Origin of the sequence: Paenibacillus sp. G2S3 (assembly GCF_030123105.1) — a bacterium.
Classification (GTDB): Bacteria; Bacillota; Bacilli; order Paenibacillales; family Paenibacillaceae; genus Paenibacillus_AQ.
On the sequence record NZ_CP126095.1, the window covers coordinates 171,055 to 196,782 of the forward strand.

A 25,728-nucleotide genomic window follows, 5' to 3' on the forward strand; every position below is an offset into this window, starting at 1 on the left:
AGGAAGGTTGACCCATGGCACCTACAATCAAGGATATCGCCAAGCTGGCGAATGTTTCACATACAACTGTATCGAGAGCACTTAACAACAGTCCCCTAATTAAAGAGGTCACACGTAAAAAAATCGCCGAGATCGCTGCGCAAGTGGGTTACGTTCCCAATTACAATGCTAAAAGCCTTGTAATGCAGCGATCGTATACCATTGGCCTGTTTTTCACGAGCATTGCGAAGGGCACATCGTCCAGTTTCTTCTCTGATACGATTCGTGGTGTGAACAGCGTTGTAGATGTTGAATATAATCTGTTTATACGTGGGATCGATGATTATGCAGAGTATTCTTCTATTCATCGCAGACGTTTTGACGGAATCATTCTCATGAGCCAAAGCGAAGCAGATAATAAATTCATTTATCATGTGGTCCAGCAAGGCATTCCAATCGTTGTGCTAAACCGACAAATTGATGACCGCTCTATTATCAACATCATCTCAAATGACCGGGAAGGTGCTTATCATGCAGGCAAACACCTGATTGAATCTGGGCATCAAGACATTGCGATCATTGAAGGCGTCGAGGGCTTTAAATCCACGCAGGAACGCAGAGACGGTTTTATAAAAGCATTGATTGACCATAACATTCCTGTGCGCAATGACTACATGATCAGTGGTAATTATGATATGCAAAGCGGATATGAGGCGATGGGCCAGTTGTTGGAATTAGAAAAACCCCCGACGGCAGTGTTTTGTTCCAATGATGATATGGCGATCGGAGCAATGAAATCTGTATTTGAGCGCGGGCTGCAGGTACCGAATGATGTCTCTATTGTTGGTTTTGATGATAGTGGAATTTCGCTCTTTGCGAATCCTTCGCTTACCACTGTTAAACGTCCTATTGAGAAGATCAGCGAGCAAGGAGCCCGCATGCTTTTAAACTTAATCAAAGAACCTATAGAGAATGACGGGCTAATCTCGATCGACACGGAGTTTATTGCGAGAGAATCGGTTAGGAAACTGTAGAAGCAAAAAACTGCACATAGCAGCTTAATCCTTTCACTCGTGAAGGATTTTGAACTAGAATTTTCACGTGTGCATAAATTAACCAAATAATAATATAAATATTGTATTATAAAGTATATTCAAATGGTTTATCGTGTGCATTTATAATTAGGAGGCGTTTATATGAACAGATTGAATAGCGATAGTTGGAAAGCTTACAAGCAATATCCCGAAAAGGTTCTGCAATTTGGTGAAGGCAATTTCATGCGCGCTTTTGTAGATTGGCAGATTCATACGATGAACCAAAAAACGGATTTCAATGGTGGCGTGGTGGTTGTACAACCGCTGGGCAACGGACTTGCAGAAATGCTAAATGCTCAGGACGGTTTATACACGTTGTATCTCCAAGGAATCAAAGATGGAGCAGCGGTAAAAGAACATGAGGTCATCAACTGTATTACACGAACGCTTAATCCTTTTGCCCAGCATGAGGAGTATATGAAGCTTGCCGAGAATCCAGAGCTGCGTTTTATCGTATCCAACACCACTGAGGCGGGAATTGCTTTTGAAGAGGGCGACAAGTTAACCGATGCTCCGCAGAGCAGTTTTCCAGGTAAACTGACGGCCTTATTGTATAAGCGTTTTGAATTTTTTAATGGTGATGCTTCTAAAGGTTTTATCATCATTCCGTGCGAGCTGATTGACCGAAATGGTGATGAGCTTAAGAAGGTTATTTTGAAATATGCTGATCTGTGGGATCTTGGTGAAGGTTTTGTAAACTGGTTGAATGAGGCCAATACCTTCTGCTGCAGTCTGGTGGATCGCATTGTTCCCGGATATCCAAGAGACAGCATCGCTGAGATCACCGAAGAACTGGGCTATGAGGATAAGTTGGTTGTTGTCGGCGAGCAGTTTCATCTTTGGGTAATTGAAGGGCCGCAGTGGATTAAAGAGGAGTTCCCGGCTGAACTGGCAGGCCTTAATGTGCTCGTGGTAGATGATATGACCCCATACCGGACTCGTAAAGTAAGAATTCTAAACGGAGCTCATACCGCGTTGACCCCAGTAGCGTATTTGTACGGAATTGATACGGTTGCCGAGGCAATTGAGCACGAAGAGGTTGGGGCGTACGTAAAGTCCTTAATCTACGATGAGATCATTCCGACGCTGGATATTCCGGTAGAGGAATTGAATTCTTTTGCAGACGCGGTATTGGAAAGGTTCCTGAACCCTTATGTGCAGCATTACTTGATGAGCATCTCCCTTAATTCTATCTCGAAATTTAAGACAAGAGATCTGCCTTCTTTATTGCAATATGTAGAGTCCAAAGGACAATTACCCGAGAAGCTTGTTTTCTCATTGAGTGCATTAATTGCCTTCTATAAAGGACGTAGAGGGGAAGAAGAGATTCAGCTAGCGGATGATGCGGATATTTTGGAATGGTTCGCTTCCTTGTGGGCAGGATGGGATGGCACAGACACTGGGTTACGCGCACTGGCTGTTGAGGTATTAGCGGCGACAAATCGCTGGGGCTGTGATCTAAATGAAGTGGCTGGACTTACTGACAAGGTGACAGAAGGGCTCATTGCGATTGAGAGAACAGGTATGAAGCAAGCGCTGCAAGCGTACGTGAAGAGACCTGCACACAATTAATTCACAGGAGGTGGATAACAATATGATCAAGACTATAAAAGAGGTACTGCAGATCAACGAAGCTGATAACGTAGCAGTTGCACTTAAAGACTATCAAGCAGGCGACACCATTGTGATTGGTTCAAAAGAGATTAAAATTACGGAAGATATTGCTAGAGGTCATAAAATTGCACTAACCAGCATTAGCGAAGGCGAGAATGTGTTGAAATATGGTTATCCGATCGGTCATGCTAAAGCGCCTATTGCACCGGGAGAGTGGGTGCATACCCATAATACGAAGACAAAGCTAACAGGGGTAGAGGAATATACTTTTGAGCAGAAGCTGACACCAGATCCTTTTAAAGCAGAGAATTTGACCTTTAAAGGGTATCGTCGCTTTGACGGATCTGTAGGTATCCGCAATGAGCTATGGATCGTCCCTACGGTTGGTTGTGTAAATGGAGTGGCGGAGCAGATCATCAATATTTTTAAAGCAGAGGTTGGTGATATCACTCCGTTCGATAACGTGCTCGTACTGAAGCATAACTATGGTTGCTCCCAGCTGGGCGATGATCATGACAACACTCGTACAATACTTGCTAACGCGGTTAAACACCCGAATGCGGGCGCCGTACTTGTGCTCGGACTAGGTTGTGAGAATAACAATTTGCATATTTTTAAAGACATGCTGGGTAGTTACGATGAGGATCGAGTACGTTTTCTTGTCTCCCAAGAGGTTGGGAACGAGATTGAAGAAGGCGTAAAGCTGCTGAAGGAACTCTACAATAACGTACAGAGCGATCAACGGGAAGAAGTCTCACTCTCTGAGCTGAAGATTGGTCTGAAGTGTGGAGGCTCGGATGGTCTGTCCGGGATTACTGCGAATCCGCTTCTTGGACGTCTGTCTGACTATATGGCCGCCCAAGGCGGCACAACTGTACTCACTGAAGTGCCTGAAATGTTTGGTGCCGAAAAAATTCTGATGGAACGTGCTGCAGACGAAGCTATTTTCCACAAAATTGTTGATCTTATCAACGACTTCAAACAGTATTTCATGGACTATAAACAGCCAGTATATGAAAATCCTTCTCCAGGCAATAAAGCGGGTGGGATTACTACGCTCGAGGATAAATCTCTGGGTTGCACTCAAAAATCCGGTAATTCTACGGTAATGGATGTACTCAAGTACGGAGAGCTTATCACTAACAAAGGACTAAATCTTCTTAACGCGCCAGGAAATGATCTTGTGGCTTCGTCCGCACTTGCTGCCGCTGGCTGCCAATTGGTGATCTTTACGACCGGACGGGGTACGCCTTTTGGTACATTCGTGCCAACGATGAAGGTATCGACGAATACGCCTTTGTATGAAGGGAAACGTCATTGGATTGATTTTAATGCGGGCGTGTTGGTCGAAGACGGTTCTCCAGATGAGGTCCTGCGTGAATTCATTAACTACATTATCAGCGTGGCTAGTGGCGAATGGGTTAATAATGAGAAGAATAATTTCCGCGAGATTTCCATATTCAAAACAGGTGTAACGTTATAATAAAAGATTAATTACGAATCAGGCTGTCCCTTATGCTTTTTAAGCGTAGGGGGCAGTTTTTTTAATTTCACAGTATACATAATCCATCTTTAAAAGAACGACCCGTGCTTTCTTCTAATTTAGTGACTGCAATCACAATCGCCTTGTACGGCCTATGCTAATCTGTTGTTGAGAATAGTTCTCACATAAAAGGAGTAGAGTCCAATGGAAAAAATGCTGCGAATGGATGAGTCTATCTTCGAGATGGTATCACGGCATCCAGAGGTCGTTGAGATTATGGTAGAGCTGGGCTTTAAGGACATTGCTAAGCCAGGCATGCTGCAGACCGCTGGCCGTTTCATGACCTTATCCAAAGGAATCAAATTGAAGAAAATGGATCTCGGTACCGTGAAGTTAGCCTTTGAACTAAAAGGCTTCGAGATTATGAAATAAAGGAATCTATCATCAAAATTTCATTAAGGAGAGAGCAATAATGAGTGAACTGATAAATAACCGCGAGGTCAATGCACCGGAGCAGACCCGTCGCCAGGCCATGCTCAAAGAGATTATTAAAGAACTGCATGCAGGCAAAAGCGTTGAAGAGGTTAAGGCACGTTTCGAAGAAGCTGTAGGCGATGTTACCGTTGCGGAAATCTCTGCAATGGAGCATTCGTTAATGACTGAAGAGGGAATTCCAGTATCTGAAGTACAGCGGCTTTGTTCGGTGCATACAGCAATTTTCAAGGGCTCTATTGAACAAATTCACCGCTCCTCGAAGCCTGAAGAACAACCCGGCCACCCAGTCCACACCTTCAAGCTAGAAAACCGTGAGATTGAAAGACTTGTGAACTTCCGTTTAGATTTACATGCTACTAAATTCCAGAAGAATGACAGCGAGGAGCTGATCTTTAAGCTGCTGGAGGATTTTAGCTTACTGCTGGATTTAGATAAACACTACAGTCGAAAAGAAAATCTGTTGTTCCCTTACCTTGAAAAATACGGCATTTATGGACCAACCAAGGTAATGTGGGGCGTGGATGATCATATCCGTCGTATGATTAAAGAGGCAAAAGCAGCGCTCAGCAGCTACAGCGGAAATGTAGCAGATATTGGGGTTCAACTTACGGAGATCATCAAGGAAGTTAATGAAATGATCTTTAAGGAAGAGAATATACTGCTGCCTATGGCGCTGGATAAATTGACGGAAGACGAATGGGTCAAAATCGCTCGCGAGAGCGACGAGATTGGGTTCTGTCTAACGGCGCCGGAACAGGAGTGGATACCCGAACGTGCCGCCGAGCCGGAAGGTGCAGCATTGCAGGGTGAAGCAGTGGGAGCTGCTCCGCAAGAAGGGTTCATACGTTTTGAGACAGGGCTGTTGTCACTGCATCAGCTGGAGACCGTGCTCAATCACCTGCCGGTAGATCTGACATTCATTGATGAGAATGATGTCGTGCGATATTTTTCACACGGGAAGGAACGTATCTTTGCCCGAACTACGGCAGTTATCGGCCGTACGGTACAGAACTGTCATCCTCCGCAAAGTGTACATGTGGTAGAGAAGCTTTTGGAAGATTTTAAGGCAGGTCTTAAGGATGCTGAAGACTTCTGGATTGCCATCAAGGATAAATTCATCTATATCCGTTATTTTGCTGTCCGCGACGAGACTGGCCGGTATATGGGTACGCTGGAGTTTACGCAAAATATCGCTCCAATCCGTGCATTAGAAGGACAAAAGCGTATTTTATCAGAATAAATGCGTGTTTTGGGTTATTTTCCAAATAATAATATAGGTAGAAGACTCTCTTACTTAGCGTAAGAGGGTCTTTTTAGAATATAATAGAGTATAGTATTAAAATAAGGAATTCCCGGGTGTGTTGTCTTTCCTTGACCACAGAGGGGGCTTCTATTATAGTTGGTACTTAGGATTAACTATTTTAGTATAAAAAAAGGTGGCTTGTTACATGTCTGAGAATATCTACGTTGGCGTGGATTTGGGTGGAACTGCAATTAAGGTTGGAATCTGCAATGCTGAGGGAACGCTACTGCACACTTATGAGGGACCCACAGGAACTGCAGAAGGTGTTGATACTGTTATCGATAATATCGAGAAGTATGTACGCCAAATTGTGGAGGATTCCCCGTACTCTTGGGATCAGCTTGCAGGTGTAGGAGCGGGCGTAGCAGGGTTCACAAATATTCGTGAAGGAATCATTATCCTTGCGCCCAACATAGGATTTAAAGATGTGCCGATTCGCTCCATTTTGGAAGATCGCTGGAACAAGCCTGTCAAAATAGACAATGATGCGAACGTGGCTGCACTGGGTGAAGCCTGGAGTGGTGCAGGACGCGGGATTGAAAACTGTGTCTGCTATACGCTTGGAACAGGTGTGGGTGGCGGAATCATTATTAATGGAAAAATTTATCAAGGTTTTGCAGGTCTAGCCGGTGAGCTTGGTCATATTACTGTAGTGCCGGATCTGGAAGCTATTCAATGTGGTTGCGGCAATATGGGATGTCTGGAAACCGTTTCCTCCGCTACGGGAATTATTCGTATGGCTAATGATGCAGTAGCACGTGGTGATCGTACTTCCCTCTCTATGGTAGAGAAGATTGCTGCGAAGGAAGTCTTTGATGCGGCTAAGGCTGGCGATGAAGTAGCCATTCGCATAGTAAACCGTGCAGCATACTATCTGGGTAAATCTATGGCTTCTGTTGCAGCCGTGCTTAACCCTGAGGTCTTCATTGTTGGTGGTGGTGTGTCTAAGGCTGGAGACATTCTATTTGACGAAGTTCGTCGTGTGTTTGCAAAGCTCGCACCAGCTCCGCTTCAGACTGGTGTTACGATCATTCCTGCGGAGCTTGGTAACGATGCAGGTATTGTTGGTGCAGCAGGCCTTCTGCTTCGTTCTTAAAAGATAGGGAGTATTCATATACTAATTTAGGGAGGGGACGCTTTAATGACCGAATTGGACAATACTCCAACGGCTGGAGCCACCCTGATCATTATTACCGGAATGTCAGGTGCGGGTAAGACAATTGCTGTGCAGAGTCTGGAAGACCTAGGGTTCTTCTGTGTCGATAATTTGCCGCCGGTGCTGATCCCTAAGTTTGCAGAACTGATTGAGCAGTCGAAGGGTAAGATCGCCAAGGTAGCTCTTGTGATTGACCTACGCGGTAGGGAATTCTTCACTGCTTTGTCCGAATCTCTAGCCTATATCAAAGATGAGTCAACCATTGGCTGTGAAATCTTGTTCTTGGATGCTACGGATTCGGTACTTGTGCAGCGTTACAAGGAAAGCCGGCGTCATCATCCTCTAGCACCTAAGGGGCTTCCGCTTGATGGTATCAAGCTGGAACGTAAAATGCTTGAGGAATTAAAGAATTCAGCCACATTATGTCTGGATACTAGCAGTATGAAACCAGTGCAGCTCAAGGAGAAGATCGTTTCTCGGTTCTCGCATTTAGGAAAAAGTACGCTTTCCGTCAATATTACATCGTTCGGATTTAAGTATGGGATTCCTATTGATGCAGACCTCGTCTTCGATGTTCGCTTTTTGCCTAACCCACATTATGTGGATCACCTGCGGCCCAAAACAGGTCAGGACAGTGATGTCTATGACTATGTAATGAAGTGGCCTGAAACACAGGTGTTCCTGACCAAACTGCTCGATATGCTTCATTTCTTAATACCGCAATATCGTAGGGAAGGTAAGTCCCAGATTATTATCGGCATTGGCTGTACAGGCGGGAAACACCGTTCAGTAGCCATTTCTGAATATTTGGGTAAAATGCTGGGCGTCAGCGAAACGGAATCCGTAGCCGTGAGTCATCGGGATTCCGAGCGTGATCGGCACTAATGAGAGAAGGGGTCCATAGTGGCTGAAGAACAAAGACAGCGTCCACGTATCGTCGTTATGGGCGGTGGTACGGGGCTATCTGTCATGCTTCGCGGCTTAAAAGAAAAGCCGCTAGATATTACAGCTATAGTTACGGTGGCGGATGATGGAGGAAGCTCGGGCATTTTGCGCAGTGAACTGCAAATGCCGCCTCCTGGGGATATCCGCAACGTATTAACGGCTATGGCTGATGTGGAGCCGCTCATGGCGGATATTATGAGATATCGTTTCAACACGGGTGAAGGCTTGGCAGGCCACAGTCTTGGTAATCTAATCCTTGCTGCACTCACAGATATATCTGGCGATTTTGTCACAGCTGTTCGCGAGCTCAGCCGATTATTCGCTGTTCGCGGACGGGTATTGCCCGCTGCGGGGGATGCCGTTGTGCTGCGTGCAGAAATGTCGGATGGCACGATTATCACGGGCGAGTCTAAGATACCGGAAGCCGGCGGGATCATCAAAAGGGTATCTTTGGAGCCTGCTGATGTGGAACCGTTGCCTGAAGCGCTTGAAGCGATTCGAAATGCGGATGCGATTCTTTTGGGCCCAGGGAGTCTATATACGAGTATTCTTCCGAACCTACTTGTTCCGAAGCTAGCAGAAGCGGTTGTATCTTCTGATGCAATCAAAATCTTTGTCTGCAATGTAATGACGCAGCCTGGTGAGACAGATAATTATTCCGTGAATGACCATCTACAAGCCGTTTATGATCATATTGGGATTCATTTATTTGATTATATTATTGTGAATGATGGCGAAATTCCAGAGCAGGTGCAGACGAAGTACGCTGAGAAGGGTGCACGTCCGGTACAGCTCGACAAGGATGTATTAGAAGGTAGTAGTTATAAAGTCATAGCAGATAAGCTAGTGTTATTCCGAACTTATTTAAGACATGATACCGATAAGCTTAGTCATCATATCTATCAGCTTGTGCAAGATTGGATAAACAGAAACCCTAGGGTATAACATAAAATATAAGAAAGTATAAGTTTTACACCTATACTTTCTTATATTTCTCGCTTAAACGCTTACCGTCCTCAAAAGGACACCGAAGGCGTTTATGCTTGTATATATGAATGACGTACTTATTTCAGAAAGAGGTGAGACCCTTGTCTTTTGCGGCCCTTACCAAAAAAGAGCTGACGATGGTGGAGAGTGAGCCTTGTTGTGAGAAGGCGGAAATGTCAGCGCTTATCCGTATGAATGGATCTGTGCAGCTTTCAAGCAAAAAGGTTATTCTCGACATTTCGACGGAGAACGCCGCGATTGCAAGGCGGGTATATTCTTTACTTAAGAAATATTACCAGGTCCATATTGAGCTACTCGTGCGTAAAAAAATGCGTTTGAAGAAAAATAACGTTTATATCGTAAGGATCCCTAGCCGCGTACAGGAGATCTTAAATGATCTCAGAATTGTATCCGAAGGATTTATTTTTACCGACGGTATTGATAAAGAGATTGTTGGGAATAACTGCTGTAAGCGTGCTTATTTGCGTGGTGCCTTTCTGGCGGGTGGATCGGTTAATAATCCAGAGGGTTCCTCTTACCACTTGGAGATTTCCTCGATGTATGAGGAGCATTGTAAGGCGCTGGTCGATCTGGCTGGTGAATTTCACCTAAACGCACGCTGCATTGAACGTAAAAAAGGGTTCATTCTATACATTAAAGAAGGCGAGAAGATTATCGAATTCTTAAGTCTGATCGGAGCGCATCAAGCGTTGTTCAAATTTGAGGATGTAAGAATTATGCGTGATATGCGTAATTCCGTGAATCGGATCGTGAACTGCGAGACCGCGAACCTCAATAAAACAATAAGTGCCGCGGTGCGGCAGATTGAGAATATCAAACTGCTGCAGCGAGAAGTGGGACTGGAGAGCCTACCGGATAAACTGCGAGAAGTTGCAGAAATTCGAATGGCACATCCAGATATCAACCTTAAAGAGGTTGGTGAAATGCTGAAAGGTACGGTTAGTAAGTCCGGAGTAAATCATCGACTTCGTAAGATTGATGAACTGGCGGACAAGGTTCGAGGCGGCTAGTCACTTTTTTTCTAGTGTGGTTTACGTTATAATGATATAATAATATAAAATTAATGTGAAATTTTTGGGGAGAACTCAATTAGGGGGTAAGCGTTTCATGACAAAGCACCCGGTAGTTGTTCGGTTGAAGACAGGGCTACACGCTCGACCGGCAGCATTGTTTGTGCAAGAAGCTAACAAGTTTTCGTCGGAGATTTTCGTGGAAAAAGACGATAAAAAAGTAAACGCCAAAAGTATTATGGGTATTATGAGCCTAGCGATCAGTTCCGGCACGGAGATCTATATCAGCGCGGATGGTGCAGACGCGGATCAAGCTGTAAACGCTTTGACAAGTCTTGTCAGCAAAGAAGAGCTTGAGAACCAATAATCTTTTGAAATGACTTTTTATTGCATGACTAAAAAGCCCCTAGGGGCTTTTTTTAATACCAAAAAATAGATTTAGACGTGCAACATTTACCAAAAAGACTCGTCTAGAGGATAATAACAAATCACAAAGGATGAAAGGGGCTGGCAAATATGAAAGGTTTAGTTAAGAAGATTGGTTCAGTGTTGATTGTAGGGAGTTTGTTAATTGGAGGGATTAGCATGAGTGGCGTCTTCCAAGGTCCTGCAAAGGCTTACGCAGATGAAGTGCAGAAGAATGTTGTTAGTGTAGTAGGTAAAGGCGAATTGTCCATCAAGCCGGATATTGTATACTTGTCCATTGGTGTGGATACTACAGCTGCAACCGCGCAAGAAGCGCAAAAAACTAATGCTGCCAAAATTCAAAAGATCACCACTCTATTGAAAGGTACATGGAAAATCGCAGATAAGGATATTCAAAGTACACAGTTTTATGTGCAACCTAACTATAGCTATAGCGAAAAAGATGGACAGCAAGTGAAAGGATACAACGCCAATCATACGCTGTTAGTGTCTTATCGAGATCTGACCAAGGTTGGTGAATTGCTGGACGCTGCATCTGCGGCAGGGGCAAATAATATCGGAAATGCACGTTTTTCCGTGGAAGATACTTCTGCTTTTGAAGCTCAGGTGATTGAAAAGGCGATGGCGAACGCGGATGCTAAAGCAGGAGCTATTGCTAAGTCAGCTAAACGTAGCTTGGGTCAAGTAATCACGGTCAGCCAAAATGATGGCAATGTCACTCCGGTTTATTTTGAACAGAATCTAAAAATGGAAATGGCTGCAGCAGATGCTGGTGCAAGCACATCCGTTCAACCGGGAGTAGTTAAAGTTACAACACAGCTGAGCGTAATGTATGAATTGAAATAGTAGCAGAACAAGATGAAAGCAGGAGAGGTGATCTTCCACTAGTAATAGTGGGGGCGCCTCTTTTTTTGTGTAAATTCTCCAAGATTAGGTTTAATAAACTGGAAAGGAGTGGGAAAACAAGATGATGAATATTTCAAAAGAAACAGTACGCAAATGGGGCATAGGTTTGATGTCGGCGGGTTTATTGCTTGGTGGAGGATTATTGCCTGATGTTACTAGTTATGCAGCATCTGATCTGTCGCAGAGTAAGCCAATTGCTTCAAGTATAGCTTTAAAGGCAAACGGGAAGATTTCGAAGCAGCTAGGTATTTTGCAGGAAGGGAAGGTCTGGGTTCCGATCACTTTTATGCGAGATGTGCTGCAATTACCGCTTACTTATGATAAAAAAGAAAATGCATACACGATAGGAAAGGGAACGACTAAGACCAAGTTAACGTTATCTAGCTATGGTACTTCTATTTGGGTGAACAATTATTACATTCGAGAGTATGAAGGAAAGCTAATCAACAATCGCCTCTATGTTCCATCTGGTCTATTAAATGATTATTTGGGCTATAAAGTGGATTGGAGTCAGGGCTCTAGTAAGTTGAACGTGGTGAACAGACCACAGAATGCGTTGACGGTAACCACTGAAACCTATGCTAAGGATCGAAAAGAGGCTTTGATCCAGCTTGATTATCCGAAGATCAGTGGATTAAGCAATTCCAATGCACAGCAGGCCATGAATGATATTTTGAAAGAAAGTGCCATGAGATTCGCTGCAGGCGCAGAGAAGGATATCTCTAATCGATCCGGGTCAGAGCCCAAGTATACCTATGATATAGATTATGTGGTGACCTACAATCAGAATGGTGTGATCAGTTTGGTGATGTCACTTTATAGCGATACGGGCGGCGCTCATGGTATGACCTATCGTGAGGCTTTTACCTTTTCGCTCAGGGATGGCAAGCGTCTATTGCTGGGTGATCTGTTTGGTGCTAATCCAAACTACAAAAAAGAGTTGAACGCTAAGCTGAACAAGCTGATAAAAGCGGAGGAAAGCTATTTGGGGGGATTCAACGGATTGAATACGGAAAAGTATTTTTATCTGAAGGATGATCAGGTCGTTCTGTTCTTCCAATTGTATGAATACACAGCTTACGCTGCAGGGTTCCCGGAATATTCCTTTACTTTCAAAGAACTGTTGCCGGAAGGCGGCAGCCCATTTGCTGCTGTAAAATAAATAGAGAAGTCGTAACCGCTAGTGTCAGCACTGGACATCACCCCCTTACCAGAATCACCTCGAATTCATATGCTAAATGGAGTAACTAGTTTATGAACGGGGGAGAGCTATGAGCTATCAATACACTGCAATTGGCGATTCCTTGACGACTGGATTTGGCGCTCTGCCAGGTAACGGTTTTGTACCGGTGTACCGTAGAATGGCGGAAGGGAGACTGCGTTCTAATGTAGCCTCCACGAATTTGGGCGTGAATGGATTGACTACTTCTGAATTGGAACAGCGGCTACGCGGAAGCTCTATGACTCGTGAAGCCATTCGAGCAGCCGATATTATCACTCTATCCATTGGTGGTAATGATTTAATTCATGCTGCGAAGGCTGCAGCTAGACAACCTGAAAATTTATCCAAAGAGCTGCGAAGATCATTGCAAGAATGCAAACAGAATTTTGCTGCAATTATGAGTATCCTCTTCCAATTGAAGTCGGGAACGCGTAGACCTTATATCATTCGAATTGTGGGATTGTATAATCCCTATCCTCAGGTAGTAGGTGCTACAGAGTGGGTACGGCAATTTAACCGCTATGCCTCACAGTACAGTAGCCGAGTATGTGGATTTGCTTCTATTTATAATGAGTTTGCAGGAAACGAGAGGGGCCTTTTATCGATTGACCACTTACATCCTAATGGCCGAGGCTACCGTGTGATTGCTGAGAAACTGGATGCGCTTGGTTATGGTGGTTTGTATTAATTGAGATTCGTATGAAGTAGTGGTCTGAAAAGTAAAGAGGCTGTGCGCTAACCATCAAGTGGATAGGGCACAGCCTCTTTGTGTTGTTGTTTTATAGCTTACACACCGCTAGGCAGTGTCTTCTCGATGACTTTATCAACGATACCGTAAGCTGCCGCGTCTGCAGCAGTCATGAAGTAATCACGATCTGTATCCTTCTCAATACGTTCTAGCGGTTGACCCGTACGTTCTGCAAGAATACGATTCAACTTATCACGCAATTTCAGGATACGACGGGCACGGATTTCAATATCCGTTGCTTGACCTTGAGCACCACCCAAAGGCTGGTGAATCATGATCTCACTGTTAGGCAGCGCGAAGCGTTTGCCTTTAGCGCCAGCGTTAAGTAGGAAAGCTCCCATAGAAGCTGCCATACCCACACAGATGGTGGAAACGTCCGGTTTAATGTACTGCATTGTATCAAAAATAGCCATACCTGCAGTAATGGAACCGCCGGGGCTATTCACGTAAAGGTGAATGTCCTTCTCCGGATCTTCGGCAGCCAAGAACAGCATTTGTGCGATGATAGAATTGGCTACCACGTCATTAACCTCCGTTCCAAGGAAAATGATGCGGTCCTTCAGCAGGCGGGAATAGATGTCATAAGCGCGCTCACCGCGGTTGCTCTGTTCTACTACCATAGGAATATAACTCACGTGGAAAACCTCCTTGATATTGGTTCTTCAAATGTATTCATTTTTACTCTTGCCGTATTACCCACATGATAAACAAATTCAAACAAAAAGTCAAAGAAAGTCAAACTTATATTCAAAAAAAAGAGCCGACACGCGGCTCTTTGGTTAAGTAGTAGTATAGGCGCTACTAAATTATGTACAAAAGTGAAATTAATGGCGCGCCCGCCAAGAATCGAACTTGGATCTCAGGCTTCGGAGGCCTACGTCATATCCATTGGACCACGGGCGCAACAAAAATGATTATAATACAATTTCTGTGCAATTGCAATGGACAGGATGAAACGACGCTATCGTCCTTTATTAACGACAACCGTTTCTCGTAGAAATATAAGGATGATATATAACGTGAAACCTATAATTTCTTATATTTTTAATAATACTGTACACGGGCTCTATCCCTTGTCTTCAAGGTGGACAAGCGTACATTGTCTTTCACTCAGTGATAGAATCTGGATTGTTAATGACAGGTTTTAGGAGCTGAACCTCTTTCCCGATCTTAGAAATGTATAAGAAGACAAGCGCTTGAGAATTCTACTCTCGGAAGACTTGCACTTCGAGCAATATTTGGTTAGAATATGAGTGGGACTTAAAAAGTTTACCCGGGACATTTTGAGACCATGAACAAGGGAATAGAGGAAGACGAAGTTGCAGGAGTGAAAGTATGCGTAATTTATTAGATATCCAAAAGCAGCTTCTGCCTGATCTCATGGAAACCCTTAAGAGACGGTACACGATTCTTCATCAGATCATGCTGTCCGATATAATTGGGCGCAGAACGCTTGCCGCTTCGCTTGATATGACTGAGCGGGTGCTGCGTGCCGAGACGGATCTTCTGAAATCGCAAGGGCTCATTGAGATCGAGAGCGTTGGTATGCGTATTAGCGCTGCTGGGCGTAGACTGCTTGATTTGCTAGAGCCGGTCGTTAAGAGCCTGTTTGGTCTGGATGAGCTGGAAGAGAAAATTCGGGCAACGTATGGTCTGGATAAAGTTATTGTGGTGCCGGGTGATTGTGAGTCGTCGCCGTTCACCAAACGTGAGCTTGGCCGAGCAGGCGCAAAAGCGCTGCTCAGTGTACTTCGTACAGATGATATTGTTGCTGTCACAGGTGGATCAACGCTTGCCGATATGGCTGATCAACTGACACCGCCGTTATCCCTTTCCTATAAGAACGCTTGGTTTGTTCCGGCGCGTGGTGGATTAGGAGAGAGTATGGAGATTCAAGCCAATACGATTGCCTCAACAATGGCAAAACGGGTTGGAGCGAATTATCGGTTGCTGCATTTACCTGATTTACTTAGTGGGGATGCGTACCAGTCATTAGCACTTGACTCTAATATTGGAGAGATTGTACAAATCATCCGCAGTTCGCGTATTATTGTACATGGGATTGGGGATGCCATTGAAATGACTCGCCGCCGCAAGCTGGATGAGGCAACTGTCTCAGAAATCCAGGGTGAGGGAGCCGTGGCTGAATCCTTTGGGTATTACTTTAACGAAGATGGTCAGGTTGTCCATACGATGCTTACGATGGGGCTACGTCTAGAAGATATTGTTCGGACGGAGACAGTCATCGGTATTGCTGGAGGTAAACCAAAGGCCAAAGCCATTCATGCCATGCTGCGTTTCGGACAGGAGAATATTCTCGTCACAGACGAGGCTGCTGCTGTGGAAATCGGCAAGGAAATTGATAATCAGTTACAGATATCCTCGTAACTCACTAGAACATATATCTTGCATTATACTTAACATTGTTGTCATGACAGGCTTCACGGTCTGTTTTGAATAAATAAAACGAATTCTAGGAGGAACTATTCAATGAGTGTAAAAGTTGGAATTAACGGATTTGGACGTATTGGACGCCTTGCTTTCCGCCGTATTCAAAATGTAGAAGGTATCGAAGTGGTAGCAATCAACGACTTGACTGACGCTAAGATGCTTGCTCATTTGCTTAAATATGATACAACTCAAGGTAAATTCCAAGGTGATGTTGAAGTGCATGATGGCTTCTTCAAAGTCAATGGTAAAGAAGTTAAGGTTCTTGCTAACCGCAACCCTGAAGAATTGCCATGGGGCGACCTAGGCGTTGATATCGTACTTGAGTGCACAGGTTTCTTCACAACTAAAGAAGCAGCTGAAAAACACTTGAAAGGTGGAGCTAAGAAAGTAGTTATCTCCGCTCCGGCTACTGGCGACATGAAAACTGTCGTTTACAACGTTAACGATGACATTCTTGATGGCACTGAGACTGTTATTTCCGGCGCATCTTGCACAACTAACTGCCTAGCTCCAATGGCAAAAGTACTGAACGACAAGTTCGGTATCATTGAAGGCTTGATGACTACAATTCATGCTTACACTGGCGACCAAAATACTTTGGATGCTCCACACTCTAAAGGTGACTTCAGACGTGCTCGTGCAGCAGCTGAGAACATCATTCCTAACACTACTGGTGCTGCTAAAGCAATCGGTCTTGTTATTCCAGAACTTAAGGGTAAATTGGATGGTGCAGCTCAACGTGTTCCAGTTGCAACTGGTTCCCTGACTGAGCTTGTAACTGTTCTTGATAAGAGCGTTACTGTTGAAGAAATCAACGCAGCTATGAAAGCAGCTTCCGATCCAGACACTTATGGTTACACTGAAGATGAAATCGTATCTTCCGACATCAAAGGTATGACTTTCGGATCCCTGTTTGATGCTACACAAACTAAAGTATTGACTGTTGGCGACAAACAACTGGTTAAGACTGTTGCTTGGTATGACAATGAAATGTCCTACACTGCACAATTGGTTCGTACTTTGGAGAAATTCGCTAAAATCGCTAAGTAATTGACTTGATATAAGTAACATCTATAGAGCGGAAACAGAAGTTCCTTGTTTCCGCTCTTTCTAAATGTATTTCTTGTTTCCTGCTAGAAACAACTTTGGGTGTGGAGGAATTAATCATGAACAAAAAGAGCGTCCGTGATGTAGAAGTAAAGGGTAAACGCGTATTTGTACGCGTGGATTTCAACGTACCTGTAGAAGACGGTAAGATTACTGATGATACTCGTATTCGCGAAACCCTTCCGACCATTAAATATTTGATCGAGAACGGTGCAAAGATCATTCTTGCGAGTCACATGGGTCGTCCTAAAGGCCAATTCGTAGATTCTATGCGTTTGACTACTGCTGCTGAACGTCTGTCCGAGCTTCTCGGCAAACCAGTAGCTAAAGCTGACGAAGCTGTTGGCGAAGCTGTAAAAGCAAAAATTGCTGAGCTAGGCGAAGGCGACGTACTTGTACTTGAGAATGTTCGTTTCTACCCAGGCGAAGAAAAGAACGATCCTGAATTGGCTAAACAATTCGCTGAACTGGCTGATTTGTTCGTCAATGATGCGTTTGGTGCGGCTCACCGTGCACATGCATCGACTGAAGGTATCGCTCATTTCCTACCAGCTGTATCCGGTCTTTTGATGGAGAAAGAATTGACCGTTCTTGGTAAAGCTCTTACTAACCCAGAACGTCCTTTCACTGCGATCATCGGTGGTTCGAAGGTTAAAGACAAGATTGATGTTATTGATAACTTGTTGTCTTTGGCTGATAACGTCCTGATCGGCGGTGGATTGTCTTATACATTCACTAAAGCACAAGGCTTTGAAATCGGTAAATCACTTGTAGATAACGACAAACTTGACGTTGCTCTTGGATTCATCGAAAAAGCTAAAGCACTTGGCAAAAACTTCATGCTTCCTGTTGATGTTGTTGTTGCTGATAAATTCGGTGCTGATGCTAACACTAAGGTTGTTAATTTCAATGAAATCCCAGAAGACTGGGAAGGACTTGATATCGGTCCTAAGACTCGTGAACTTTATGCCGATATTATCAAAAACTCCAAGCTGGTTGTCTGGAATGGACCTATGGGCGTATTCGAAATTGATAAATTCGCTGAAGGTACACTTGCAGTAGCAAAAGCTTGTGCAACTACTGAAGGTTACACTGTTATTGGCGGCGGAGATTCCGCAGCAGCAGCAGAAAAATTCCACCTGGCTGACCAAATGGATCACATCTCCACTGGTGGCGGTGCATCCCTTGAGTTCATGGAAGGCAAGGCGCTTCCTGGCGTAGAAGCACTGAACGACAAGTAAGACGTATAGAAGGAGGCAACTAAATTCATGAGAACACCAATTATTGCGGGTAACTGGAAGATGTTCAAAACAGTTCCTGAAGCAGAAAGCTTTATTGCTGATATCAAAGGCAAAGCAGAAGTAGAAGGCGTTGAGACTGTAATCTGCGCTCCATTTACTAACCTGCCTGCACTTGTAGCAGCTGCAAAAGGTACAGACATCAAGATTGGCGCACAGAACCTACACTTTGAAGATAACGGTGCTTACACAGGAGAAATCAGTGGTGTAATGCTTAGCGATCTCGGCGTAGACTATGTAATCATTGGTCACTCAGAGCGTCGTGCTTATTTTGGCGAAACAGATGAAATCGTGAATAAGAAAATGCATGCTGCATTCCGTCACGGTATCACTCCAATCGTATGTGTTGGCGAAAAGCTCGAAGAGCGTGAAGCTGATCAAACTAAAGCAGTATGTAAAGTACAAACTGAAGCTGCATTCCAAGGACTTAGTGCCGAGCAAGCAGCAAAAGTTGTCATTGCATACGAACCTATCTGGGCTATTGGCACAGGTAAATCTTCCACTTCCCAAGATGCTAACGAAGTTATTGCTTACATCCGCAGTCTTGTTAAAGATTTGTATGATGCAGCAACAGCTGAAGCTGTTCGTATTCAATACGGCGGCAGCGTGAAGCCTGAGAATGTAACTGAGTACATGGGCCAAAGCGACATCGATGGTGCGCTTGTTGGCGGTGCCAGCTTGCAGCCTGCTTCCTTCGTTCAATTGGTTGAGGGGGCGAAGTAAGATGTCAGCTCCAAGACCTGTAGCTTTGATCATCATGGATGGTTTCGGTTTGCGTGGAACATCTGAAGGCAACGCCGTTGCTCAAGCTAACAAACCTAACTACGACCGTTACTTGAAACAATATCCTAATACTACCCTTACTGCTTGTGGTGAAGCTGTTGGTCTTCCAGAAGGCCAAATGGGCAACTCTGAAGTAGGGCACTTAAATATTGGTGCAGGACGGATTGTATACCAGGATTTGACTCGTATCGATAAATCGATCCGTGAGGGCGAATTCTTCGATAATGAGACACTGGTAGCCGCAGTTAGAAATGCTAAGAACACAGGTAAAAAGCTTCATCTTTACGCGCTTGTATCCGACGGAGGGGTACATAGCCATATTAACCACCTGTTTGCTATGCTTGATCTGGCTAAGAAAGAAGATATGCATGAAGTGTATATCCATGCTTTCATGGATGGTCGGGACGTACCTCCAGATAGTGGTAAAAAGTTTGTTCAAGATCTGGTAGCTAAGATTGAAGAAGTTGGAGTAGGTACAATTGCAACGGTATCCGGGCGTTATTACGCAATGGACCGTGACAAACGTTGGGATCGTGTAGAGAAAGCCTACCGCGCTATGGTTTATGGCGAAGGTCCAAAATACACTGACGCTCTGCAAGCTATCACTGCTTCTTATTCAAATTCCGTGTTCGATGAATTCGTTGAGCCTAGCGTGATTGTAGACAGTGAAGGCAAGCCGGTGACTCAGGTAGAGAGCGGCGATTCCGTCGTGTTCCTCAACTTCCGTCCTGACCGTGCTATTCAATTGTCACAAGTGTTCACGAATCAAGATTTCCGCGGTTTCGACCGGGGTCCTTTGTTCCCGCAAGATTTGCACTTCGTATGCCTGACTACTTTCAGCGAAACGGTACAAGGTTATGTAGCCTATTCACCGAAGAACCTGGACAACACATTGGGTGAAGTACTTGTGCAACAAAACAAGAAGCAACTGCGCATCGCGGAAACTGAGAAGTATCCGCACGTAACGTTCTTCTTCAGTGGTGGACGTGATGAGGAACTTCCAGGAGAAACTCGTATCTTGATCAACTCTCCTAAAGTGGCAACCTATGATCTTCAACCTGAGATGAGTGCATACGAAGTGGCTGCAGCCTGCGTAGCAGAAATCGAAGCGGAAAGACAGGATGCTATTATACTTAACTTTGCTAACCCTGATATGGTTGGGCACTCCGGTATGCTGGAGCCAACAATCAAGGCTGTAGAGGTAACGGATGAGTGTGTAGGTAAAGTAGTGGACGCAGTTGTTGCCAAGGGTGGCGTTGCGATCATTATCGCCGATCACGGTAATGCAGACATGGTATTTGATGAGAACGGTCGTCCGTTCACAGCTCATACCACTAACCCGGTTCCATTCATCCTTACGGATGAAAATGTTGTATTGCGCGATCGCGGTATCCTTGCTGATGTAGCACCAACCATTCTGGATCTGATGGGACTTCCGCAACCTGCGGAAATGACCGGTCAATCTATGATCGCTAGTCGCAAATAAGGAAACAATACCTAAGATTAAGCTTTAACAATCAAAACCAAAACATTGTTTAAAGGAGATTAACTAAAATGACTATTATTTCTGATGTATATGCTCGCGAAGTCCTTGACTCCCGTGGTAACCCTACTGTTGAGGTTGACGTTTATCTTGAATCCGGTGCTAAAGGCCGCGCTATCGTTCCTTCCGGCGCTTCCACTGGTGCTCATGAAGCTGTAGAGCTTCGTGATGGTGACAAATCCCGTTACATGGGTAAAGGCGTTCTGAAAGCTGTTGAGAACGTAAATGAAATCATCGCTCCAGAAGTTATCGGTATGGACGCTCTTGACCAAGTGGGCATCGACAAATTGATGATCACTTTGGACGGAACTCATAACAAAGGCAAATTGGGCGCTAACGCAATCCTAGCTGTATCCATGGCAGTAGCTCGTGCAGCAGCAGCAGCATTGGATATTCCTTTGTACGTATACCTGGGCGGATTCAACGCTAAAACTCTTCCAGTACCAATGATGAACATCATCAACGGTGGTGAGCATGCGGACAACAACATCGACGTTCAAGAGTTCATGGTTCTTCCTGTAGGAGCTCCAAGCTTCAAAGAAGCTCTTCGCACAGGTGCTGAAATCTTCCACAACTTGAAATCCGTACTTCAATCCAAAGGCCTTAACACAGCTGTAGGTGACGAAGGTGGTTTTGCTCCGAACCTTGGTTCGAATGAAGAAGCAATCACTACAATTATCGAAGCTATCGAAAAAGCTGGTTACAAACCAGGCGTTGACGTATTCTTGGGTATGGATGTTGCTTCCACTGAGTTCTACAAAGATGGTAAATACACACTTGCTGGCGAAGGTAAATCTTACACTTCCGCTGAGTATGTTGACCTTCTTGCTTCATGGGTTGAGAAATACCCAATTATCACAATCGAAGACGGTATGTCCGAAGACGACTGGGATGGTTGGAAATTGCTTACTGAAAAATTGGGCGACAAAGTTCAATTGGTTGGTGACGACTTGTTCGTTACAAACACTGAGCGTCTTGCAACAGGTATCGAAAAAGGTATCGGTAACTCCATCTTGGTTAAAGTTAACCAAATTGGTACATTGACTGAAACTTTCGATGCTATCGAAATGGCTAAACGTGCTGGTTACACAGCAGTTATCTCTCACCGTTCCGGTGAATCTGAAGATAGCACAATCGCTGACATCGCTGTTGCGACTAACGCTGGTCAAATCAAAACAGGTGCTCCTTCCCGTACAGACCGTGTTGCTAAATACAACCAATTGCTTCGCATCGAAGACGAGTTGGGTGAATTGGCTCAATACAACGGCCTGAAATCCTTCTACAACCTTAAAAGATAATCTGCTTTTATAGCAGAGTACGAAGACCCGCCATTATGGTGGGTCTTTTTTAAAATGTGTGTTTATCCTAATCTTTCAAGAAAAGCTACGACTTAACAGTCTAGGCGGTTGTATTACCGGCACTGCTATGATAAAATAAGAATACTGTTTATGTATCGTGATAACCTCAATTACCATAGATAGTGATGCTTAGGCGTAGGAGGTGGAAGTGAATGGATATCTTTTTGAAAGTTGTGCTCCTGATTTTTTCCGTCGGTCTTATTGCGGTCGTTCTTCTGCAAAAGGGGAAAAGCGCGGGTCTTTCCGGTGCCATCTCCGGCGGTGCTGAGCATCTCTTTGGTAAAACAAAAGCTCGTGGTATGGAACTCGTACTACAACGTGTAACAGTTGGACTTGCTGCAGGATTCTTCATTATGGCGATTCTAGCTGCTGTCTTCATTGACTAAAGTACCTACAGTAAGCCCTCGCTCTGTTCTGAATGAATGGAGCGAAGGCTTTTTTGTTATAATTAAAAGGGGATAAAGCACCTGTAGGTGCTTTTCTTTGCATAGTAGAAAGAATTAGATTCGATATGGTAGACCCGTTATAGACTGACTTTTTCTTCGTTGTGAATGAAATTTTGTACTGCGTTTACCTTTGGATGACAGTAACAGGGATGCGCAGGATTGATTTCGTGTATACTAGGGTATGAAGTAGGTAAAGGTAAAATTTACTTGGCATTACTACAGAGCAGGACAAGACATACATATTTGCCAGCGGCTTGGAGCCGCGGAGGGCTGGGGTGACGAACATGATAACACAAGAAATATTACTCGATTTCATGCGGGAGACTGCATATAAACCAATGACTTATGAAGAGCTGGTTAGTCATTTTGCTCTAGAAGATAGCACAGGGTTTAAAAAGTTCGAGGAACTACTCATTGATTTAGAGCAGGACGGAAGAATTGTACTAACTCGTAATGCACGTTATGGCGTGCCGGAACGGATGGATTTACTGCGAGGCCGGTTACAGGCTCATGCGAAAGGCTTCGCTTTTCTTATCCCGGATGATCGTGATCATCCTGACGTGTATATCCATGCGAATGATCTTAAGGGAGCTATGAATGGTGATATCGTCCTTATCCGTATTACCTCTAAAAGTCCGTCCGGCGGACGTATGGAAGGCGAAGTTGAACGTATTGTAAAACGTGGCGTATTGCAGACGGTAGGGGTGTTCCAAAACCTGGAGACCTATGGCTTTGTGCTGCCTGATGATAAACGGATTAACCGCGATATTTTTATTCCGAAGCAATCCTTTATGGGGGCTGTAGACGGTCAAAAGGTCGTTGTACGCATCGTAAATTATCCAGAAGGCCGATCAGCGGCAGAAGGTGAAATTATTGAGATTCTAGGACATAAGGATGATCCGGGAGTTGATATTTTATCTATCATTCGTAAACATCAGCTGCCAGAGGCATTTCCGGCTGAAGTGATGAACGAAGCGGACAACGCTCCGGATTCAATTACAGAAGAGGAAATTGCGGAGCAGGGACGACGCGATTTGCGCGGACTAAACATTGTCACGATTGATGGCGAAGATGCTAAGGACCTGGATGATGCGGTTAATGTTCAGCGACTGGAGAACGGACATTACAAGCTAGGCGTGCATATTGCGGATGTAGGTTATTATGTGCGTGAGAGCTCTGAGCTCGATAAAGAAGCTTATGATCGGGGCTGTAGTGTGTACTTGGTGGATAGGGTGATTCCGATGCTGCCTCACCGTTTGTCTAACGGGATTTGTAGTTTAAATCCGCAGGTAGACCGCTTAACGATGTCCTGTGAGATGGAATTTAATGAACAAATGAAGGTCGTGAAGCACGATGTCTTTACAAGTGTGATTCGCACCAAGGAAAGAATGACTTATTCCAATGTCCGCAAAATTTTGGAGGATGAAGACGCTGAATTGCTGGAGCGCTATAGTCCATTAATTGATGATTTCCGTCTTATGAAAGAATTGGCGATGAAGCTGCGTGATGCACGGATGCGGCGGGGCGCGGTTGATTTTGACTTTGAAGAAAGCAAAATCATCGTAGATGAGAACGGTAAAGCTGTAGATATTGTGAAGCGTGAGCGTTCTGTAGCTGAGCAGATTATCGAGGAGTTCATGCTCGCGGCGAATGAAACGGTTGCTGAGCATTTCCATTGGTTGAAGGTTCCGTTCCTTTACCGGATTCACGAAGATCCGGACCCTGAGAAGCTACAGAATTTTATGGCTTTTGCGGCCAATTTCGGATATCACGTGAAGGGCCGTGGCAATTCGGTTCATCCACGTGCTTTGCAGGATCTGTTGGAGCAAATCCAAGGGACTAAAGAACAGACCGTTATTAGCACAATGATGCTGCGTTCCATGAAGCAGGCGAAATATGATGCGGAGAGCACAGGCCATTTCGGACTCGCTGCAGAATACTATTCCCACTTTACTTCTCCGATTCGCCGTTACCCCGATCTGGTCATTCACCGTGTAATGCGTGAAGTGATTGAGAATGGAGGGGCGCTGAGCCAGAAACGACATGATTATTTGGCTGGTCGGATGCCTGACATTGCTCAGCAGTCCTCGGAACGTGAGCGTTTGGCAGTAGAAGCAGAACGCGATACAGAGCAGCTGAAGAAAGCTGAATACATGCAGGATAAAGTAGGCGAGGAATTCGAGGCAATGGTCAGCAGTGTGACCAGCTTCGGAATGTTCATCGAGCTGGACAATACCGTCGAAGGCCTTATTCGTCTCAGTGCGATGAGCGACGATTATTATCACTTCGACGAGGCCCATATGGCGCTCATTGGCGAGCGCACATCGCGGGTGTTCCGCATTGGCGACGAGGTTAAGATTCGAGTCGCCAAGGTAAATATGGATGACCACACGATCGATTTCGAGTTGGTCGACATGAAACCACGCGCGCCAGGTGAACATCGCGGCGGTGGTTTTGGAGGCGGCCGCGGTGGCAAAGGCGGCCGTCCAGGTGGCGGCGGCTTCAAGGCGCCAGCCGGGGGTAAAGGCGGCGGCGCGGGCAGCAAGGGCCGCGGCGGTAAAGGCAAGCCCGGCGCTGCTGTAGGCGCGGGCAAGGGTAAGCCGGGCGCTGGTGTGCGCGCCGGTGAAGGGCCGCGCGAAGCGGCCGGTGTTGGTGCACCGGGCGGACGCGGAAAGCGGAAGCGCGGGCGTGATGCCGGCGAGGATGCGAGCCGGGTAGTTGCGGCGCCGGGCGCCGAGCGCGGAGGCGAAGCTGGCGGCAACGCAGGCGCGCCACGTGAGCGCAGCGGCGGGCGAGGCCGCGGTGGAGACAACGGCGGTGCCGGTGGTGGACGCGGCATCAGCTTCGGCTTTGGCTCCGGCAAAGGCGGATATGGCGCTCCTGCGTCTGACTCTTCCGGCGGCGAAGTTCGCGGCCTGGACGGCAGCACGAAGTTCCGTAGCCGTGAGGATCGCGGGGGTAACTTTGGCGGTGGAGAAGGCCATGGCGGCGCTCCAACAGGTAAAGGTCGCCGGAAAAAGAAGAACAAAAGCGGAGTGTTCATCGGTCAATCCGTAACACCGGGCAACGTTCAGACGTCGGAACAAGCCACTTCCAAGCGTAGTGACACTACCGGCAGCAATCCAGACGGTCCTCCTCGTAAGAGAAAGAAAAAATAAATAAACGTTATTGGCCTACGTTTCGTAGCTCTATGACGCAAATTTAAGCACCGCCCCCTTTACTGGGGGCGGTGCTTTTTTCATTATTTTTCGCTGCTCAAGTGTGAAATTCTCGTTTCTGAACGAGACTATTGGTTGCCACAAGTTTGTTGAGTAATAGTCAGAAGAAGCTTTGTGCTAGCGTCGTTTTGTAAC

22 protein-coding genes and 1 tRNA gene are annotated in these 25,728 nt (G+C 45.3%); 21 read left to right on the forward strand and 2 right to left on the reverse strand.

Annotated features, from left to right (window positions below; genetic code table 11):
* Positions 1 to 14: 14 nt before the first annotated feature.
* From QNH28_RS00840 to QNH28_RS00900, 13 genes are all read left to right on the forward strand, one after another.
* Positions 15 to 1,013 carry a LacI family DNA-binding transcriptional regulator gene (locus tag QNH28_RS00840; RefSeq protein ID WP_283909768.1) on the forward strand — a complete coding sequence of 333 codons (999 nt, stop codon included), beginning with the start codon at positions 15 to 17 and terminating at the stop codon, positions 1,011 to 1,013.
* A 162-nt stretch (positions 1,014 to 1,175) separates the two neighbouring features.
* Entirely contained in the window at positions 1,176 to 2,645 is a 1,470-nt protein-coding gene (locus QNH28_RS00845) for a tagaturonate reductase (RefSeq protein WP_283909769.1), read from the forward strand.
* Positions 2,646 to 2,679: 34 nt separating this feature from the next.
* Positions 2,680 to 4,170, forward strand: coding sequence for a UxaA family hydrolase (locus QNH28_RS00850; RefSeq protein ID WP_283912002.1), 1,491 nt, complete (start codon positions 2,680 to 2,682; stop codon positions 4,168 to 4,170).
* Between the two features lie 204 nt (positions 4,171 to 4,374).
* Positions 4,375 to 4,602, forward strand: coding sequence for a DUF1858 domain-containing protein (locus QNH28_RS00855; RefSeq protein ID WP_283909770.1), 228 nt, complete (start codon positions 4,375 to 4,377; stop codon positions 4,600 to 4,602).
* 40 nt (positions 4,603 to 4,642) lie between these two features.
* Positions 4,643 to 5,905: a DUF438 domain-containing protein gene (locus QNH28_RS00860; RefSeq protein WP_283909771.1), complete on the forward strand. Its 1,263-nt coding sequence runs from the start codon at positions 4,643 to 4,645 to the stop codon at positions 5,903 to 5,905.
* Positions 5,906 to 6,113: 208 nt separating this feature from the next.
* On the forward strand, positions 6,114 to 7,064 hold the full coding sequence (locus tag QNH28_RS00865; RefSeq protein WP_060626459.1) for an ROK family glucokinase: 951 nt from the start codon (positions 6,114 to 6,116) through the stop codon (positions 7,062 to 7,064).
* A gap of 45 nt (positions 7,065 to 7,109) precedes the next feature.
* Positions 7,110 to 8,009, forward strand: coding sequence for an RNase adapter RapZ (gene rapZ, locus QNH28_RS00870; RefSeq protein ID WP_042123306.1), 900 nt, complete (start codon positions 7,110 to 7,112; stop codon positions 8,007 to 8,009).
* A 57-nt stretch (positions 8,010 to 8,066) separates the two neighbouring features.
* A complete protein-coding gene (locus QNH28_RS00875; RefSeq protein ID WP_283912003.1) occupies positions 8,067 to 9,014 on the forward strand; it encodes a gluconeogenesis factor YvcK family protein in 948 nt (315 codons plus the stop codon).
* 143 nt (positions 9,015 to 9,157) lie between these two features.
* Positions 9,158 to 10,087, forward strand: coding sequence for a DNA-binding protein WhiA (gene whiA, locus QNH28_RS00880; protein ID WP_042123310.1), 930 nt, complete (start codon positions 9,158 to 9,160; stop codon positions 10,085 to 10,087).
* Positions 10,088 to 10,184: 97 nt separating this feature from the next.
* Positions 10,185 to 10,454 carry an HPr family phosphocarrier protein gene (locus QNH28_RS00885; protein ID WP_036687106.1) on the forward strand — a complete coding sequence of 90 codons (270 nt, stop codon included), beginning with the start codon at positions 10,185 to 10,187 and terminating at the stop codon, positions 10,452 to 10,454.
* Positions 10,455 to 10,603: 149 nt separating this feature from the next.
* Positions 10,604 to 11,359, forward strand: coding sequence for an SIMPL domain-containing protein (locus QNH28_RS00890; RefSeq protein WP_283909772.1), 756 nt, complete (start codon positions 10,604 to 10,606; stop codon positions 11,357 to 11,359).
* A gap of 121 nt (positions 11,360 to 11,480) precedes the next feature.
* The gene (locus QNH28_RS00895) at positions 11,481 to 12,581 is read left to right on the forward strand and encodes a PdaC/SigV domain-containing protein (protein WP_283909773.1); all 1,101 of its coding nucleotides are present in this window, start codon (positions 11,481 to 11,483) and stop codon (positions 12,579 to 12,581) included.
* A 109-nt stretch (positions 12,582 to 12,690) separates the two neighbouring features.
* On the forward strand, positions 12,691 to 13,329 hold the full coding sequence (locus tag QNH28_RS00900; RefSeq protein ID WP_283909774.1) for a GDSL-type esterase/lipase family protein: 639 nt from the start codon (positions 12,691 to 12,693) through the stop codon (positions 13,327 to 13,329).
* A 98-nt stretch (positions 13,330 to 13,427) separates the two neighbouring features.
* Here the strand turns inward: QNH28_RS00900 and clpP are convergent, their stop codons facing one another.
* Both clpP and QNH28_RS00910 read right to left on the reverse strand, forming a co-directional pair.
* Positions 13,428 to 14,024, reverse strand: a complete 597-nt coding sequence (gene clpP / locus QNH28_RS00905) for an ATP-dependent Clp endopeptidase proteolytic subunit ClpP (RefSeq protein ID WP_042184034.1) — start codon at positions 14,022 to 14,024, stop codon at positions 13,428 to 13,430.
* A 193-nt stretch (positions 14,025 to 14,217) separates the two neighbouring features.
* Positions 14,218 to 14,292: transfer RNA gene (locus QNH28_RS00910), tRNA-Arg, on the reverse strand.
* A 432-nt stretch (positions 14,293 to 14,724) separates the two neighbouring features.
* Between QNH28_RS00910 and QNH28_RS00915 the strand changes: the two genes are divergently transcribed.
* The 8 genes from QNH28_RS00915 to rnr all read left to right on the forward strand — a co-directional run bounded on the left by QNH28_RS00915 (position 14,725) and on the right by rnr (position 25,533).
* Positions 14,725 to 15,777, forward strand: a complete 1,053-nt coding sequence (locus tag QNH28_RS00915) for a sugar-binding transcriptional regulator (RefSeq protein ID WP_283909775.1) — start codon at positions 14,725 to 14,727, stop codon at positions 15,775 to 15,777.
* 102 nt (positions 15,778 to 15,879) lie between these two features.
* A complete protein-coding gene (gene gap / locus QNH28_RS00920; RefSeq protein WP_283909776.1) occupies positions 15,880 to 16,890 on the forward strand; it encodes a type I glyceraldehyde-3-phosphate dehydrogenase in 1,011 nt (336 codons plus the stop codon).
* 116 nt (positions 16,891 to 17,006) lie between these two features.
* Positions 17,007 to 18,188 (forward strand): phosphoglycerate kinase, encoded by a 1,182-nt coding sequence (locus QNH28_RS00925; RefSeq protein WP_283909777.1) that lies wholly within the window; start codon positions 17,007 to 17,009, stop codon positions 18,186 to 18,188.
* Between the two features lie 27 nt (positions 18,189 to 18,215).
* Positions 18,216 to 18,968 (forward strand): triose-phosphate isomerase, encoded by a 753-nt coding sequence (gene tpiA / locus QNH28_RS00930; protein ID WP_060626476.1) that lies wholly within the window; start codon positions 18,216 to 18,218, stop codon positions 18,966 to 18,968.
* A gap of 1 nt (position 18,969) precedes the next feature.
* A complete protein-coding gene (gene gpmI / locus QNH28_RS00935) occupies positions 18,970 to 20,514 on the forward strand; it encodes a 2,3-bisphosphoglycerate-independent phosphoglycerate mutase (RefSeq protein WP_283909778.1) in 1,545 nt (514 codons plus the stop codon).
* Positions 20,515 to 20,582: 68 nt separating this feature from the next.
* Positions 20,583 to 21,869, forward strand: a complete 1,287-nt coding sequence (gene eno, locus QNH28_RS00940; RefSeq protein ID WP_042123330.1) for a phosphopyruvate hydratase — start codon at positions 20,583 to 20,585, stop codon at positions 21,867 to 21,869.
* Between the two features lie 212 nt (positions 21,870 to 22,081).
* On the forward strand, positions 22,082 to 22,315 hold the full coding sequence (gene secG / locus QNH28_RS00945) for a preprotein translocase subunit SecG (RefSeq protein WP_042123332.1): 234 nt from the start codon (positions 22,082 to 22,084) through the stop codon (positions 22,313 to 22,315).
* A 344-nt stretch (positions 22,316 to 22,659) separates the two neighbouring features.
* Entirely contained in the window at positions 22,660 to 25,533 is a 2,874-nt protein-coding gene (gene rnr / locus QNH28_RS00950; RefSeq protein ID WP_283912004.1) for a ribonuclease R, read from the forward strand.
* Positions 25,534 to 25,728 lie beyond the last annotated feature (195 nt).